At 66.3% G+C, this 15,473-nt stretch carries 13 protein-coding genes and 1 tRNA gene; 7 read left to right on the forward strand and 7 right to left on the reverse strand.

Annotated features, from left to right (window positions below):
* Positions 1 to 2 precede the first annotated feature (2 nt).
* The 5 genes from ACX3PH_RS03975 to ACX3PH_RS03995 all read right to left on the reverse strand — a co-directional run bounded on the left by ACX3PH_RS03975 (position 3) and on the right by ACX3PH_RS03995 (position 5,668).
* Entirely contained in the window at positions 3 to 1,028 is a 1,026-nt protein-coding gene (locus ACX3PH_RS03975; RefSeq protein WP_459089601.1) for a LacI family DNA-binding transcriptional regulator, read from the reverse strand.
* 29 nt (positions 1,029 to 1,057) lie between these two features.
* Positions 1,058 to 2,458, reverse strand: coding sequence for a GH1 family beta-glucosidase (locus ACX3PH_RS03980; protein WP_459089603.1), 1,401 nt, complete (start codon positions 2,456 to 2,458; stop codon positions 1,058 to 1,060).
* Positions 2,455 to 3,327: a carbohydrate ABC transporter permease gene (locus ACX3PH_RS03985; RefSeq protein ID WP_459089605.1), complete on the reverse strand. Its 873-nt coding sequence runs from the start codon at positions 3,325 to 3,327 to the stop codon at positions 2,455 to 2,457. Before ACX3PH_RS03985 ends, ACX3PH_RS03980 begins: the two co-directional genes overlap by 4 nt.
* The gene (locus tag ACX3PH_RS03990) at positions 3,324 to 4,280 is read right to left on the reverse strand and encodes a carbohydrate ABC transporter permease (RefSeq protein WP_459089607.1); all 957 of its coding nucleotides are present in this window, start codon (positions 4,278 to 4,280) and stop codon (positions 3,324 to 3,326) included. The genes ACX3PH_RS03985 and ACX3PH_RS03990 overlap by 4 nt, the downstream gene beginning before the upstream one ends.
* A 119-nt stretch (positions 4,281 to 4,399) precedes the next feature.
* On the reverse strand, positions 4,400 to 5,668 hold the full coding sequence (locus ACX3PH_RS03995; protein ID WP_459089609.1) for an ABC transporter substrate-binding protein: 1,269 nt from the start codon (positions 5,666 to 5,668) through the stop codon (positions 4,400 to 4,402).
* Between the two features lie 222 nt (positions 5,669 to 5,890).
* Between ACX3PH_RS03995 and ACX3PH_RS04000 the strand changes: the two genes are divergently transcribed.
* The gene (locus tag ACX3PH_RS04000; RefSeq protein WP_459089611.1) at positions 5,891 to 6,724 is read left to right on the forward strand and encodes a M15 family metallopeptidase; all 834 of its coding nucleotides are present in this window, start codon (positions 5,891 to 5,893) and stop codon (positions 6,722 to 6,724) included.
* A 63-nt stretch (positions 6,725 to 6,787) separates the two neighbouring features.
* Here the strand turns inward: ACX3PH_RS04000 and pgm are convergent, their stop codons facing one another.
* Positions 6,788 to 8,473 carry a phosphoglucomutase (alpha-D-glucose-1,6-bisphosphate-dependent) gene (gene pgm / locus ACX3PH_RS04005; RefSeq protein WP_459089613.1) on the reverse strand — a complete coding sequence of 562 codons (1,686 nt, stop codon included), beginning with the start codon at positions 8,471 to 8,473 and terminating at the stop codon, positions 6,788 to 6,790.
* A gap of 34 nt (positions 8,474 to 8,507) precedes the next feature.
* Between pgm and pheA the strand changes: the two genes are divergently transcribed.
* Positions 8,508 to 9,458, forward strand: coding sequence for a prephenate dehydratase (gene pheA / locus ACX3PH_RS04010; RefSeq protein WP_459089615.1), 951 nt, complete (start codon positions 8,508 to 8,510; stop codon positions 9,456 to 9,458).
* A 5-nt stretch (positions 9,459 to 9,463) separates the two neighbouring features.
* Here pheA and ACX3PH_RS04015 read toward each other — a convergent pair whose 3' ends face one another.
* Positions 9,464 to 10,438: a diacylglycerol/lipid kinase family protein gene (locus ACX3PH_RS04015; RefSeq protein ID WP_459089617.1), complete on the reverse strand. Its 975-nt coding sequence runs from the start codon at positions 10,436 to 10,438 to the stop codon at positions 9,464 to 9,466.
* A gap of 71 nt (positions 10,439 to 10,509) precedes the next feature.
* Here ACX3PH_RS04015 and serS point away from each other — a divergent pair, with 71 nt between their 5' ends.
* From serS to ACX3PH_RS04040, 5 genes are all read left to right on the forward strand, one after another.
* On the forward strand, positions 10,510 to 11,778 hold the full coding sequence (serS, locus tag ACX3PH_RS04020) for a serine--tRNA ligase (RefSeq protein WP_459089619.1): 1,269 nt from the start codon (positions 10,510 to 10,512) through the stop codon (positions 11,776 to 11,778).
* An 8-nt stretch (positions 11,779 to 11,786) separates the two neighbouring features.
* On the forward strand, positions 11,787 to 12,647 hold the full coding sequence (locus ACX3PH_RS04025) for an HAD hydrolase family protein (protein ID WP_459089621.1): 861 nt from the start codon (positions 11,787 to 11,789) through the stop codon (positions 12,645 to 12,647).
* A gap of 43 nt (positions 12,648 to 12,690) precedes the next feature.
* Positions 12,691 to 12,775: transfer RNA gene (locus ACX3PH_RS04030), tRNA-Ser, on the forward strand.
* Between the two features lie 58 nt (positions 12,776 to 12,833).
* Positions 12,834 to 14,069: an LCP family protein gene (locus ACX3PH_RS04035; RefSeq protein ID WP_459089623.1), complete on the forward strand. Its 1,236-nt coding sequence runs from the start codon at positions 12,834 to 12,836 to the stop codon at positions 14,067 to 14,069.
* Positions 14,070 to 14,200: 131 nt separating this feature from the next.
* A complete protein-coding gene (locus ACX3PH_RS04040; protein WP_459089625.1) occupies positions 14,201 to 15,457 on the forward strand; it encodes an LCP family glycopolymer transferase in 1,257 nt (418 codons plus the stop codon).
* Positions 15,458 to 15,473: the final 16 nt, after the last annotated feature.

The raw sequence follows: 15,473 nt of genomic DNA on the forward strand, positions 1-15,473 counted from the left end.
GGCTATGCGGAGTCGCGCACCACCATGTGCGTTGGCAGGATGTGCTCGCGCCCCGGGTTCTCCCCGCGCAGGATGGCCAGCATGGTCTCCGCCATCCTGATCCCCATGGCGACGGATGGCTGGTGAACGGTGGTGAGCTGGATGGGGCCGGTCGCCGCCGCGGGGGAGTCGTCGAACCCGACGATCGCCACCTGCTGGGGGATGGTGATTCCGCGTTCCCGCAGCACCGAGATGGCGCCGACCGCCATCAGGTCGCTGGCCACGAAGACGGCGTCGAGGTCCGGATGCGTGTCGAGCAGTGCGCGCATCGCCTGGGCGCCTCCGACCAGGGTGAAGTCCCCGTGTATCAGCCGGTCGGCGGGCAGGCCGCTCTCCTCGAGGGCCGCCTTCCACCCTTCGGTGCGGTCGATTCCGGCCGGCATATCCGGCGGTCCGGTGATGGTGGCGATGCGATGCCTGCCCTGCTCGATGAGGTATCGCGTGCCCATGGCCGCCGCCGCCGTGTTGTCGACGTCGACGAAGTAGTTCGGGTGCTCGTCGATGCTGAGCGGCCGGCCGCCGAACACCACCGGAAGGGTGGAGCCGAGGCCGGCCAGGAAGTGGTCCCCGGAGTGGTGCGAGACGACGAAGGCACCGTCGACGTTGCCGCCGCTGAGGTAGCGCACCGTCTTGGCTGACGGCACTGACTGGCTCGCCAACTGCAGGGTCAGCACGTAGTCACTGTCTTCCAGCCCGCGAGCGATGCCCTGCACGATGGCGGCGAAGTAGGGGTCGCCGAAGAAGCGGATGGTGTCTTCCGGCACCACCAGGGCGAGGGCCATGGTCTGGCTGTTGACCAGGGAACGTGCCGCGCGGTTGGGCACGTAGTCGAGCCTGGCGACCGCCCTTTCGACGCTCGCGACGGCATCCGGGCTCACCTTGCTCGACCCGTTGAGCACCCGCGACGCGGTGGAACGCGACACACCGGCGGCCGCGGCGACCGCTTCGAGGGTCGGTGCGGCGCGACGGGCCGGTTTGAGGGTTGTCATATCGTGCGAAAGTCTAGCTACTTGCTTCCTCAGACGGCTCGGTCACCGATGATGCGGCGGTACTCGATGGCGCTGTCCTTCAGGGTCCGCTCCTGTGTGTCGTAGTCCACGCGCACCAGCCCAAACCTCTTGTCGTAGCCCCAGGCCCACTCGAAGTTGTCCATCAGCGACCAGTAGAAGTAGCCGCCGACCGGTGTGCCCTGCTCGATGGCATCCCGGATCGCGGCCAGGTGGCTGCGCAGGAACTCGGTGCGGTCGGTATCGTGCACGGAACCGTCAGCCTCGACCGTGTCGTCGTAGGCCGCACCGTTCTCGGTGACGTAGAGCGCGACATCCGCCGGGCCGGTGTACTCCTCGTGCACGCGGTTCAGCAGCCTGGTCAGGCCTTCCGGCTGCACCTCCCAACCCATGGCGGTGACCGGCAGGCCACGCGGATGCCAGTACACGCCGTCCGCGGCGGGGAACGGCGAACGCTTCGGGCGTTCGGAGGGCGCTGCCGTGCTCAGCTCCGGCTCGAGCGGCGGTTCGGAGCTCAGCGCCTCCCCGTGGTAATAGTTGACGCCCAGTGCGTCGATCGGCGTGCTGATCGTGTCGAGGTCGCCTGGGCGGATGTTCTCGGTCAGCCCGAGACCGTCGAGGTCGGCCAGCAGGTCGGCCGGGTACTCGCCCCGGAAGATCGGGTCGAGGAAGAACCGGTTGAACTGTCCGTCGATGCGCCGGGCCGCATCGACATCGCCCGGTTTGGTTGGGTCGACCGGGTCGGGAACGGTGAGGTTCAGCGTGATGCCGAGCTGGAGCTTCTCGTCGCGTGCCCGGAGCTCCTTGATCGCGAGGCCGTGCGCGAGCAGCAGGTGGTGGCCGGCGGCGAGCCCGTCGGCGACGGATTGGCGGCCGGGGGCGTGCTCTCCTCCGGTGTAGCTGAGGAATGAGGAGCACCACGGTTCGTTGAGGGTCGTCCAGGCATCCACCCGGTCGCCGAGCGCGTCGTGCACGTCGCCCGCATACTCGGCGAAGCGGTGGGCGGTGTCGCGGTTGGCCCAGCCGCCCTTCTCTTCGAGTGCCTGCGGCAGGTCCCAGTGGTAGAGGGTGAGCCAGGGTTTGATCCCGTTCTCGAGCAGCTCGTCGACCAGGCGCGAGTAGAAGTCCAGGCCGAGCGGGTTGACCGGGCCGCCGTCCGGGCGGATGCGCGCCCAGGATGTCGAGAACCGGTAGGTCTGGATGCCGAGGTCGGCCATCATCCGGACATCCTGGGCATACCGGTGGTAGTGGTCGCAGGCCACGTCCCCATTGTCGGCGTTCACCACCGCACCGGGCACCCGGCAGAAGGCATCCCAGATGGAGTCGCGGCGACCGTCTTCGTGCGCAGCCCCTTCGATCTGGTACGCCGCGGTGGCGACCCCGAACAGGAAGTCTTGAGGGAACTCGTTCAACCTTTTACCGCTCCTTGCATGATGCCTGTGACGAGGTGCTTGCCCGTGAATGCGAACAGGATGATCAGTGGAAGTGTGGCCAACAGTACGCCGGCAAGCACCACCGAGTAGTCCACGAAGTAGCCTCCCTGAAGAAGCTGGAGGGCGACCGGGAGCGTCGGATTGCTGCGGTCGAGCACGATGAACGGCCAGAAGAAGTTCGTCCAGGTGGTGATGAAGGTGAACAGGGCGAGCATCGCTGCCGCCGGTCGGGCGGACGGCAGCCCGATGTACCAGAAGGTCTGGAACATGTTGGCGCCGTCGATGCGGCCGGCCTCGACGAGCTCGTCCGGCAGCGATTGGCTGATGTACTGCGCCATCCAGAACACTCCGAACGCCGAGACCAGTGCCGGCACGATGACGGCGCCGATCGATCCGGCCCAGCCGAGCTGCGACATGACGATGAACAGCGGGACGACTCCCAGTTGGGTGGGGACCGCCATGGTGGCCACCACGAACACGAGCATCCAGCGCCGGCCCTTGAACCGCAGCTTGGCGAATGAGTAGCCGGCCAGCGTGGAGAAGAAGACGACGGATGCCGACACCACTGTCGAGACGATGATGCTGTTTCCGAGCGCCTTCCAGAAGTGCACACTCTGGTTCTCCATAACCGTGGCGGCGTTGGCCAGGAAGTTGCCGCCGGGGATCCAGCTCATGTTCGGGTCGTTGATCGTGTAGGCGTCGCCGCTGCCGATCAGGATCGACCAGTAGAGGGGAAAGGCGGCGCCGAGCAGTACGGCCGAGAGCAGGCCGTAGACGAGGAAGCCCGGCCGCTGGTTGATGACGGAACGGGCTCTCCGCAACCGTGCGCGTTCGGTGACGGTGCTCATCCGGCTCTCCCCTCGCTGGTGGCGATGCGTTTGGTGATGAAGAAGTTGATCAGGCCGATGAGCACGATGACCAGGAAGAGCAGCCAGGCGACGGCGGCCGCTCGCCCGAAGTTCAGCTGGCCCCAGCCAAGGTTGTAAAGGTAGATGGTGAGGGTCATCCATTGGCCGTCCGCACCGCCCTGGCCGAACTGGTCGTACAGGCGCGGTTCGTCGAAGATCTGCAGCCCGCCGATGGTCGACATGATGACGACGAAGATGATGGTCGGCCTCAGTTGCGGCACCGTGATCGAGAAGAATTGGCGAACACGTCCGGCTCCGTCGATGGTCGCCGCCTCGTAGTAGTCGCGGGGGATCGCCTGCATGCCGGCGAGGAGGATTAGTGCGTTGTAGCCGGTCCAGCGGAAGTTGACCATGGTGGCGATCGCGATGTGACTGGAGAAGGCATCCGAGTGGAAGCCGACCGGGCCGAGTCCGACCTGGCTGAGCAGTGTGTTCACCAGGCCGTACTTGTCGGCGAACATGTTGCTGAAGATGAGGGTGACAGCGACCGGCATGACGACGTAGGGAAGGAGCACTCCCATCCGCCACAGGGTTTTCGCCCGCAGGTTGGTGTCGAGCATCGCCGCGATGACGATGGCGACGACGAGCTGCGGGATTGTGGAGAGCAGGAAGATGCTGAACGTGTTGCCGAGGGCCAGCCAGAAGTGGCGTTGGCCGAAGAGGAAGACGAAATTGTCGACACCCACGAACTCGCCCTGGCCGCCGATCAGGTGCCACTCGTGCAGCGAGACCCAGCCGGTGTAGATCAGCGGGAACAGTCCGACGATCGCGAACAGGATGAAGAACGGGGAGACATAGAGATACGGGGAGAATTTGAGATCCCAGCGCCCGAGCGTCTGGCTGAACGCGATTCGGCGGGGGACGCGTTCCGGGCGGATGCGCGTGGACGGCATGGTGGCTCCTGGCGTCAATTCGGCAGAGGGAGGAAAGACTCCGCCGCGAGTGGGCACTTGTGGCCCCAAAGTCGGGTCCTCAGGGCATCCAGTGCCCACTCGCGGGGTGGAGCGGGTGGCTAGCTCAGCGACTTGACGTCGGCCAGGAACTGCTCCCACGACTGGTCGATGCTCTGGGTGCCGTCTTCGACCCTGGTCAGCGACTTCTGCATGGCGTCATTGATGGGGAAGTACTTCACGCCCTTGAACGGAGCCACGGTGATGGCCTCCGAACGGTCGGTGAGGATGCTGCCGACCGGGGCATTGTTGAAGTACTCGTTGGTTGCCTCTTCCAGGGCGGTGTCACCGTAGGTGGCCTGCTGGCTGGGGAAGGTGCCGGCATTGGCGAACGCCTTGAGCTGCTGCTCCGGGGCGGTCAGCCAGGCGGCGAGGGCGGATGCCTCCTCCGGGTGGGCGCTCTGCTTCGGAACGGTCAGGTACGACCCGCCCCAGTTTCCGCCGCCGTTCGGGAAGACGTTGGCCACGTCCCAGCCCGTGGTGTCTGGCGCGTTTCCGGAGATCACGCCGAGCATCCAGCCGGGGCAGAGCATGGTCGCGTAGGCGCCGTTGGCGAGTCCGGCGAACCAGTCGTCGCCCCACTGGCCGAGGTGCGCCGAGAGGGTGGAGCTGGCCTCGAGCACTGAGTAGAAGGCTTCCTCGACCTCGGGGTTCTCGCCCGCGATGATGGTGCCGTCGCCCTCCTCGTACGCGTTCTCGACCTGGTTGATCACGCCCTGGTAGGTGGCCCCGGCCGAATCGAACCAGGCGCCTTCGCCGCCGCCGGCGAGGTACTGCTCACCGACTTCGTAATAGTGGTCCCAGTCGCCTTCGAGCAGGGCGGCGACTTCTTCGCGGTCGGTCGGGAGTCCGGCCGCCTCGAACAGGTCGGCGCGGTAGCAGACCCCCTCGGGGCCGATATCGGTGCCGTACCCGATCAGGCTGCCGTCGGCATCCGTCGCCGCAGCGGCCTTCCAATCGACCCAGCGGTCCTTGGTGTCCTCGTCGGTCACCGGGACGAACTTGTCGGAGTACTGCATGAGCTCGGCGAGCCAGTCGACTTCGATGGCCTCGATGTCGGACAGGCCGGAGCCGGCACCGAGTTTGGTGAACATGTTCTCGCGGGCGTCGTTCGAGGTGGCTGCCTTGTTGTGGACGATGGTCACGTTCTCGTGTGCCGCTTCGTATTCTGCGAGCAACTCATCGGTGTAACCGAAGTCGTTGAAGGTGGCGATGGTGAGGGTGATATCTTCGTCGCCGCCGGCCGGAGTGCTCGCGCATCCGGTGGCGATCATGGCAAACGCAGCGATGCCGGCGACGGCGGCTGCGGTGGTGCGTCGTGAGGTGCTCACGGTCACTCCTTTGTGTGCGTGGATGGGGTAGGCCTCGTGAGAGCGCTCCCAAACGTGATATGAGAGCGCTCCCACAAGATCGACGCCACCCTATTCACCTTCCGGGCGAACTGTCAACGCGTGCAAACGCTTACTGAATGGAAAGGCCTGATCAGACAAGCTAAAATACTTTGGGAGCGCTCCCATGAAACGGCGTTGCGGGGATGCGCTTAGGCTGGCGTGGTGACCGACCTGCGCCCCCGCCGAACTTCACGACGAGTTCGACGCCGACGTCTGGTGGTTGCCGTTGTCGCGGGAGTTGTCGCAGTGGGGCTGACGACCGCCACCATCGTGTGGGCCAGCAGTCCGGCGCCGGCCCCGACAGTGACACCATCGGCTGTTGCGAAGACTCCGACCAGGACCCCGACTCCCACCCCCACCGCGACGCCGACGCCGACGCCACCGCCATTCGACAAGACCGCCTTGTCGATTGATGACCCGATGAGCATCTGGGTGGTCGCAGACAAGTTGCGTCCGCTGAATCCGCTGAACTTCAGGGCGCCCGACCTGGTTACGGCGAACGTTCCATACGCGGCGAACGCGACGATGCGAGCGGAAGCTGCTGCGGCGTTGGAGCAGATGTTCGCCACCGCAGTCGCGGAGGGTGCAGGCGGAATGATGGTGCAGAACGCCTTCCGGTCCTACGAGACGCAGGTGAACGTCTATGCCGGCCACGTGAGCCGTCTCGGTCAGGAGCGCGCCGATGTCGGCAGCGCGCGCCCCGGGCACAGTGAGCACCAGACCGGACTGTCTGCCGACATTGCGCCTGACAGCGGGCAGTGCTCCGTCCAGGAGTGTTTCGCGGAGACCTCCCAGGGTGCCTGGCTCGCGGAGAATGCCTGGCGCTTCGGGTTTCACCTGCGGTATCCGGACGGCAAGACACCGATCACCGGGTACCTGTTCGAGCCGTGGCACTATCGCTACATCGGGGTCCCGCTCGCGACCGAGCTGCGCGAGCAGGGCGTCACCACGCTCGAGGAGTTCTTCGGGCTGCCCGCCGCCCCCGCCTACCCCTGATTGATAGTGCCCGTTCCGGTTGAAAGTGCCCCGCGGAACGGGCGCAATCCGCCGGAACGGGAACTACTGCGTTGTGCTGTCGAGCGCGGCGTCGACGATGTCGCGGGCCTCCGATTGCACCTGGCGCAGGTGTTCCGGGCCGTCGAACGACTCTGCGTAGATCTTGTACACGTCTTCCGTGCCGCTCGGACGCGCGGCGAACCAGGCGCGTTCCGTCACGACCTTCACCCCTCCGAGCGCGGCGCCGTTACCGGGCGCCTCACTCAGCTTGGCGGTGATCGGATGCCCGGCCAGGGCATCCGCTGTGATGGCGTCACCCGTCAACTTGCCGAGCGCTGACTTCTGCGCCTTGGTGGCGGCGGCGTCCACACGCTCGTAGCTGGGGGCGCCGAACTTGGCGGTGAGCTCCGCGTACAACTGCGACGGGGTCTTCCCGGTCACGGCAAGGATCTCGCTGGCGAGCAGCGCGAGGAGGATGCCGTCTTTGTCGGTGGTCCAGGTGGTCCCGTTCATTGCCAGGAAGCTGGCGCCGGCGCTCTCCTCGCCGCCGAACGCGACACTTCCGTCGAGCAGGCCGGGCACGAACCACTTGAACCCGACCGGTACCTCCACCAACCGCCGGCCGAGCGCTGCAGCCACCCGGTCGATCATGGTCGACGAGACCAGCGTCTTGCCGACCGCCGCATCGCTGCGCCAACCCGGGCGGTGCGTGAAGAGGTACTGGATGGCGACGGCCAGGAAGTGGTTCGGGTTCATCAGCCCGCCATCCGGGGTCACAATCCCGTGGCGGTCGGCGTCGGCATCGTTGCCGGTGAGGATGTCGAAGTCGGCGCGTCGGGCCAGGACGGATGCCATGGCTGACGGCGACGACGGATCCATCCGGATCTTGCCGTCCCAGTCGAGCGTCATGAACGCCCACTGCGGGTCGACCAAGGGGTTGACGACGGTGAGCGTGCTCGAACCGTCACCTCCGTCGAGTCCGTACCGTTCGGCGATCGCCTTCCAATAGCCGACGCTGGCGCCGCCGAGCGGGTCGGCGCCGATGCGGATGCCGGCCCGGCGGATCGCCTCCAGGTCGATGGCGTTCGCCAGGTCTTCGACGTAGTTCCCACGGAAGTCGTAGGTTCCGACCGCGCTTGGTTCGGCCATCAGGACATCGCGGTTGCCGTCGGCGATCAGCTCGTTGGCGCGGCCCGCGATCCAGCTGGTGGCGTCGGAGTCGGCCGGGCCGCCGTGCGGGGGGTTGTACTTGAAGCCGCCGTCGCGTGGCGGGTTGTGGCTCGGAGTGATGACGATGCCGTCGGCAAGGCCCGGCCCGGACGGCTTGGACCGGCCGTTGCCGCGACCGGCCGGGCCGTTGCGGTTGTACTTCAGGATTGCGTGGCTGAGTGCCGGGGTCGGCACGAAGTCGCTGAACTCGTCAACCCGCACGTCGACCTTGTTGGCGATCAGCACCTGAAGCGCGGTGGTCTCAGCCGGGTGCGACAGGGCATGCGTGTCCCGGCCGATGAAGAGCGGCCCGGTGACGCCCTGACCGCGCCGGTACTCGACGATCGCCTGGGTGATCGCCGCGATGTGCATTTCGTTGAACGCCGTGTCGAGCGATGACCCGCGGTGGCCGGAGGTGCCGAAGACGACGCGTTGCTCTGGTATGGATACGTCCGGTTTGCGGTGGTGGTACGCGTCGATCAGCTCCTGGACATCGATGAGGTCTGATTGTTGTGCTGGCTGTCCGGCTCGCTCGTTCATGCCTTAACCATTGCGCACAAATAGACTCGCTACCATGCCCGAGTCGAACGCCCACGAGACCTACAGCTACCTGGGCCCCGCCGGGACGTTCACCGAGGCGGCGCTCGCGCAGGTCCCTGAAGCCGCGGGCAAGCCGTGGCGACCCGTGAACAACGTGGGCGAGGCGCTCGATGACGTGGTTTCCGGCCGCAGTGTCGCCGCGATGATCGCCATCGAGAATTCGATCGAGGGTGGGGTGAGCGCGACCCAGGACGCCCTCGCGAACATCCCGAACCTGCGCATCATCGGCGAGTACGTGGTGCGGGTCAATTTCGTGCTGGTGGCCAGGCCGGGCACGACGCTCGCCGATGTGCGGGTCGTCAACGCGCATCCGGTCGCCTATGCGCAGTGCCACGGTTGGCTGGACCGCACCATCCCCAGCCACGGTCACCTACCGGCGACATCCAATGTCGCTGCCGCCGCGGACCTGTTCGAGTCCGAGGTGGCGGATGCTGCGGTCGCCCCGCCGGGGATCACCGCCCACCACGAGCTGGACGTGCTGGCCGAGAACATCGGCGACAACCCGAACGCGGCGACCCGCTTCCTGCTGGTGGGCAGGGCCGGGCCAGCCCCGGAGGCGACCGGCGCCGACAAGACCAGCATCATCGTGGAGCTTCCGGATGACCGTGCCGGCCGCCTGCTCGACATGCTCGAGCAGTTCGCGACCCGCGGCGTCAACATGAGCCTGATCGAGTCGCGCCCGGTTGGCGACGCGATCGGTCGGTACCGCTTCGTGATCGACCTGCACGGTCACATCCGCGATGAGAGGGTGGCGGATGCCCTGCTCGGGTTGAAGAGGTTCAGCCCCAACGTGATCTTCCTCGGTTCGTACCCGCGCGCCGACGGCCAGCCCGTCGAGGTGAGTACGCAATACCAGGACACGGCGTTCATCGAGGCGCGTGACTGGTTGCGTGGACTGATCGCCGGCGAGCCGACGGTCGACTGACTCGGTTACTCGTCGGCAGGCACCTTCACCACGAGCCCGAGGTGCTCGACCGTCGCACGAAGGGCGACCGCCTTGCCGAACGGGTCGCCATCGAGCTCGTACTCCTCCGGCCGGCTCAGCCGTGCAGTGAAGCTCTTCCCCTTGAGGTAGCGCAGGGTGCGCACCTCCTTGGTGAAGCTCATCAGCTTGCGCCCGACAGCGCTGCGCCGCAGCACGCCGTTCTCCCAGACGATCTTCACCCAGATCTGCACCCAGCCGACGACCCCCTTCGGGCGCAGCGCGACGACGTCGAACACTCCGTCGTCGACCGCAGCATCCGGGAGCAGCAGGATGTTGCCTGGCAGCGAGCCGCAATTGCCGACCAATACCGTGTGGGCGGACATCGTGCGGATGGGGGAGCCGTCGACGGTGAAGCGCATCCGCACCCGGTTGTTGCCCCTCAGCGAGCGGGCGATGGCGTCGACGTAGGCGAGCCACCCCACCTTCTTCTTGAGTTCGGCGTTGGTGTTGGCGATCATCTGCGCGTCGAGGCCGACGCCGGCCATCACCAGGAAGGTGTTCATCTCCCTGGTGCCGTCCGGCAACTCCGCTTCGACGGTGCCGACGTCGATTGAGCGATTTTTCCCCATGAACGCCGTGGTGACGGCGTGCTCGAGGTCGTCCAGGGTGAGGTCGAGGTTGCGGGCCAGCAGGTTGCCGGTGCCGGATGGCAGCAGTCCGAGGGGCACACCGGTTTCGCGAAGCGCGGCGGCCACGGCGCGCACCGTGCCGTCCCCACCCGCGGCCATCACGACATCCGCACCCTTATCCAGCGCAGTCTTCGCCTGCCCGACGCCAGGGTCTTCCTCGGTGGTTTCGTACCAGAGGGACTTCTTCCACCCAGCCTTGATCTCGGCTGCGGCGACAACGGCTTCGAGGGCGGCCAGATCCACCTTGGTCGGGTTGTAGACGACGGCGGCCTGCTTCTTGGGGGGCGTCACAAGTCCAAAGGTACGACATCGTGGCCCCCGACGGAGGGTGGCTGTTCAGACCCGGCCAATAGACTGGGCGGGTGATTGACCCGCAGTTGCTCCGCGAGCACCCCGAAACCGTCAAGTCGTCCCAGCGCGCCCGTGGCGACGCACCCGAGCTGGTCGATGCTGCCCTCGAGGCTGACGTTCGCCGTCGCGCCGCGATCTCCCAGTCGGAGTCGCTCCGTGCAACCCAGAAGGCGCTCGGCAAGCAGGTCGCGCAGGCGCAGGGCGACGAGAAGAAGGCCCTGCTCGAGCAGGCGCAGCAGTTGGCCGGCGAGGTGAAACAGCTGGCCCAGGCGGCAGCGGATGCTGAGGCGGAGTTCGCGTCGATCGTCGGCAACATCGCGAATCCGATCATCGACGGCGTGCCCTCAGGCGGCGAGGAGAATTTCGTCACCCTGCGTGAGGTGGGGGAGAAGGCGTCGTTCGACTTCGAGCCCCGCGACCACGCTGAGCTCGGGGAGCTGCTCGACGCGATCGACATTGCCCGCGGTGTGAAGGTGTCCGGGAGCCGGTTCTACTTCCTGAAGGGGATCGGCGCCCGGCTCGAGATCGCCCTGATGAACATGGCGCTCGACAAGGCGCTCGCCGAGGGGTTCACCCCTCTCATCACCCCGACACTGGTGCGCCCGGAAATCATGCGGGGAACCGGTTTTCTCGGTGAGCACGCCGATGAGATCTACTACCTGCCGGCCGACGACCTCTATTTGACCGGCACGAGTGAGGTCGCGCTCGCCGGGTTCCATGCCGACGAGATCCTGGACCTGACGGGCGGACCGCTGCGTTACGCCGGATGGTCGACCTGCTACCGCCGCGAGGCCGGCTCTGCGGGCAAGGACAACCGGGGGATCCTGCGCGTTCACCAGTTCAACAAGCTGGAGATGTTCAGCTACGTGCTTCCCGAGAACGCTGAAGCCGAGCACGACCGGCTGGTCGCCTGGCAGGAGGACATGCTGCGGGCCTGCGAGCTCAGCTACCGCGTCATCGATGTCGCAGCCGGCGACCTGGGTTCGAGCGCCGCCCGCAAGTTCGACATCGAGGCCTGGGTGCCGACACAGGGCACCTACCGGGAGCTCACCAGCACGAGTAACTGCACCACCTACCAAGCGCGACGGCTGGACATCCGCTCACGCACCGCGACCGGCAAGACGGCGCCGGTGGCCACCCTGAACGGCACCCTCGCGACGACCCGCTGGCTGGTGGCCATCCTCGAAACGCACCAGCAGGCGGATGGCTCGGTGCGGGTACCGAAGGCATTGCAGCCCTATCTCGGCGGCCTGACCGTCATCGAACCGGTGGCACGTTGACCGAGCCCGTGTCGCCCCTCGAGTCGCAAGAGCTCGTCGAAACCGGCGACCGCTGGTTCGTCGCCCTCGACATCGACGGCACTGTCATTCACGAGGACGGCACCCTCACCGAGCCAGTCATGGAGGCGGTGCAGCGCGCGGTGGACGCCGGCCATGACGTGACGCTGGCGACCGGGCGATCCTGGGAGATGACGCATCCGATCCTGTCTTCGCTGGCGCTCACCCCCGAGTATGTGGTCTGCGCGAACGGTGCGATCACCATGAAGCGCGACCCCCAGGGCGAGCACGGCTATCGGCGGGAGTTGGTGGAGACCTTCGACCCGGGGCCCGTGCTCGACCGGATCAAGGGTGGGCTTCCGACCGGGCGGTTCCTGGTCGAGGATGCCACCGGCTTCCGGCTGTACACCGAGGGCATGCAGGACTGGAACCTCGACAACGCACGGATGGTCGAGTTCGATGAGCTGGCGGCCACGCCGGTCACCCGTGTCGTGGTGGTCTCCCCGGATCACGAGCCGGCCGAGTTCCTTGCACTCATCGACTCCCTCGGGCTTCACCACGTGAGCTACGCGATCGGCTGGACGGCCTGGCTCGACATTGCGCCGGAGGGCGTCAACAAGGGCACCGCGCTCGAGCGGGTTCGCGACCTGCTCGACGTTCCGCTGGACCGGGTGCTGGTCATCGGCGACGGCCGCAACGACATCGAGATGTTCGAGTGGGCCGGGGCTCACGGCCGCGCGGTTGCGATGGGGCAGGCGCCGGACGAGTTGAAGGCGGTGTCGACGGATGTGACAGCGGATGTCTGGACTGACGGCCTGGTGCCCGTGCTCGACGCCCTTCCCGCTTCCGAAGCGACCGTATCGAAACCATAATTTCGGAGCGCATCCGTTAGAATCGGCGCTTGGGTCATACCCTGGAGGGCTGTCCGAGCGGCCGATGGAGCCAGTCTTGAAAACTGGTGGGCAGAAATGTCTCGTGGGTTCGAATCCCACGCCCTCCGCGCATGACCGCTCACCCGAGGCGGTGCATGGTTTCAGGTCGACATTGAGGGGGCTCCAATGAGCGAGGAACGTTCAGGCAAGGGCAAGCCGTTGCGCCCGATTGCGCGCCACGGTCGTCAGCGCAAGCGGAACCCGATCGGTGCGATCTTCAAGCTGCTGGCCGGCGCGCTCTCGGTGCTGCTCATCAGTGGCGTCGCGGTGGGCGCCGTCGCCGTCTCCCAGATCGAGTCCAGCATCGACACTGTCGACCTCGTCGGCCAGGAGGAGGGCGCAGCGCCGCTGGACATCGGGTCGTTCGAGGGTGGTTTCAACGTCTTGCTCGTTGGAAGCGACCGGTGCGAGGAGGAGGGCGGTTGCCGCGACAGAGAGGGAAACCTCAACGATGTCACCATCCTGGTGCACGTCTCGGCTGACCAGACGAATGCGGTCGCGGTGAGCTTCCCCCGCGACCTGGTTGTCCCGATTCCCTCCTGCCCGCGTGAGGATGGCAAGGGTAACAACCGCTCCATGTCGGGCCAGCCGATCAACGTCACGCTGTTCTATGGCGGGCTGCCCTGCACCGTTCTCACTGTCGAGGCTCTCACCGAGCTTGAGATCCCGTTCGCCGGCCTCATCACCTTCAACGGCGTCGTCAACATGTCGACGGCAATCGGCGGCGTGACGGTGTGCACCACTGGGCCCGTCGTCGACCGCTACTCCGGCATCAACCTGCCGGCCGCCGGTGAGTGGGAGCTCGAGGGCCACAGCGCCCTCGCGTTCCTCCGCAGCCGGCACGGTGTCGGTGACGGCAGCGACCTCGGCCGCATCAGCTCCCAGCAGGTGTTCATGTCGGCCATGGCACGTCAGCTCACCTCCGACGGAGTGCTGCAGGACCCGACCAAGCTGTTCAACCTGGCGACGACCGCGACCCGGTCGATGCAGTTGTCTTCGAGCATGAAGAACGTGACCACGCTGGCGTCGATGGCTCGCGTGTTCGCCAACATGGACCTGGCGAATGTGAAGTTCGTGCAGTACCCGAGCACGACGGGCGTTGGCGGAATCTACCTGGGCAAGGTGGCGCCGATCGAGCGGAAGGCGGACGAACTTTTCGACCTGATCCGCAATGACCAGCCGTTCAGCCTGGTGGAGGGCAACACCGGGCGCGGTTCGGTGCTCAACCAGAATGCTCCCACCACGCCGGACACTCCGGAAGAGCCGCCTGTTGAGGGTGGTGGGGTGCCTGAGGATGCCGCCGTCATCACCGGGGTGCTGGGCCAATCAGCGGCCGACCACACCTGCTCCAAGGCGAACTAGCCGGGCCGCCCGGGTGGAGGTGCGGATGCTGCTGCCGAGCCCCCGCTCCCCAGCACTCGTTCAGGTTCTTGCCTCACAGTTGCTGGTGCCCGCCGTGGTGGGCGCGCATCCGCAACCTGAGGGAGCCTGATTTGAGTGAGCGCCGGGCGCGTCGCGTCGACGAGTCGACCCCGGTGATCGCGCGCCACGGTCGCTTGAGGAGGCAGACCGTTCTGGTGGGCCTGCTCAAGCTGTTCGGGGCGTCTCTCGTGGTGCTGCTGATCAGCACGCTCACCGTTGCCGGCGTCACTGCTGCCCAGCTGGAGGCGAACATCGACTCAGTCGCCCTGGTCGGCGAGGAGGCCGGACCGCCACCGGAACTCGGCGCGTTCGAGGGCGGTTTCAACGTGCTGCTGGTCGGCAGCGATGAATGTGAATACGAGCGCTGCCCCGGCCGCGAGGGCGTTCGCAACGACGTGACCATCCTGTTGCACGTGTCCCAGGATCAGCAGAACATCGTGGCGGTCAGCTTCCCTCGAGACCTGATCGTGCCGATTCCGTCCTGTCCCCGTCCGAACGGCGAAGGCAACTATTCGGCAATGTCGGGTGTGCCGCTCAACTCCTCGATGGGCTACGGCGGTCTTCCGTGTACGGTTCTCACCATTGAGGAACTGACCGGCCTCGACATTCCGTTCGCCGGAGTGATCACGTTCAACGGTGTAGTGCAGATGTCGAACGCGATCGGCGGGGTGACCGTGTGCACCAACGGTCCGGTGGTTGACCGTCTTGCCGACAACATCAACCTTCCCAAGGCCGGGACTTACACCTTGCAGGGGGTGGAGGCTCTCGGGTTCCTCCGCACTCGGCACGGCGTCGGCGATGGGAGTGACTTGGGCCGGATCAGCAACCAGCAGGTCTTCATGTCGTCGCTGGTGCGCAAGATCCAGGACGAGGGAACCCTCGGCGACCCGGCAGCGCTCTACCGGATTGCGACCGTTGCCACCCAGTCGATGACCCTGTCGAACAGCCTGAAGAACCCGACCACCATGATCGCGATGGCGCAGGTGCTGAAGGGGCTCGACCTCTCTCGTGTGCTGTTCGTGCAGTATCCGACGTTCTACGGCTCTGGTTCCTTCGCGAACAAGGTGGTTCCCGACCAGACGAACGCTGACAAGCTCTTCGAGAAGATTCAGGCGGATGTGCCGTTCACCCTCGCTGAGGACAGCGTCGGTGTCGGCGCGGTGAAGGATCCGAACGCTCCGGCGCCCACCACGGAGCCGGTTCCCGAGCCGGAGACGGATGCCACGGAGGCGCCAACCGAGACGGCTCCCGCAGCACCCGCCCCCGAGGTGTTGACCGGAATTGAAGGTCAGTCCGCGGGCGACCACACCTGCTCGAATGCCAACTGATCGGCGCGAGTCGTTC

Source organism: Homoserinimonas sp. A520 (genome assembly GCF_054489245.1).

Bases quoted from the DNA above. Each gene is read 5' to 3' on its own strand.
- ACX3PH_RS03975 (WP_459089601.1), bottom strand. From the start codon at position 1,028: ATGACAACCCTCAAACCGGCCCGTCGCGCCGCACCGACCCTCGAAGCG.
- ACX3PH_RS03990 (WP_459089607.1), bottom strand. From the start codon at position 4,280: ATGCCGTCCACGCGCATCCGCCCGGAACGCGTCCCCCGCCGAATCGCG.
- ACX3PH_RS04035 (WP_459089623.1), top strand. From the start codon at position 12,834: ATGAGCGAGGAACGTTCAGGCAAGGGCAAGCCGTTGCGCCCGATTGCG.
- ACX3PH_RS03985 (WP_459089605.1), bottom strand. From the start codon at position 3,327: ATGAGCACCGTCACCGAACGCGCACGGTTGCGGAGAGCCCGTTCCGTC.
- pgm (WP_459089613.1), bottom strand. From the start codon at position 8,473: ATGAACGAGCGAGCCGGACAGCCAGCACAACAATCAGACCTCATCGAT.
- pheA (WP_459089615.1), top strand. From the start codon at position 8,508: ATGCCCGAGTCGAACGCCCACGAGACCTACAGCTACCTGGGCCCCGCC.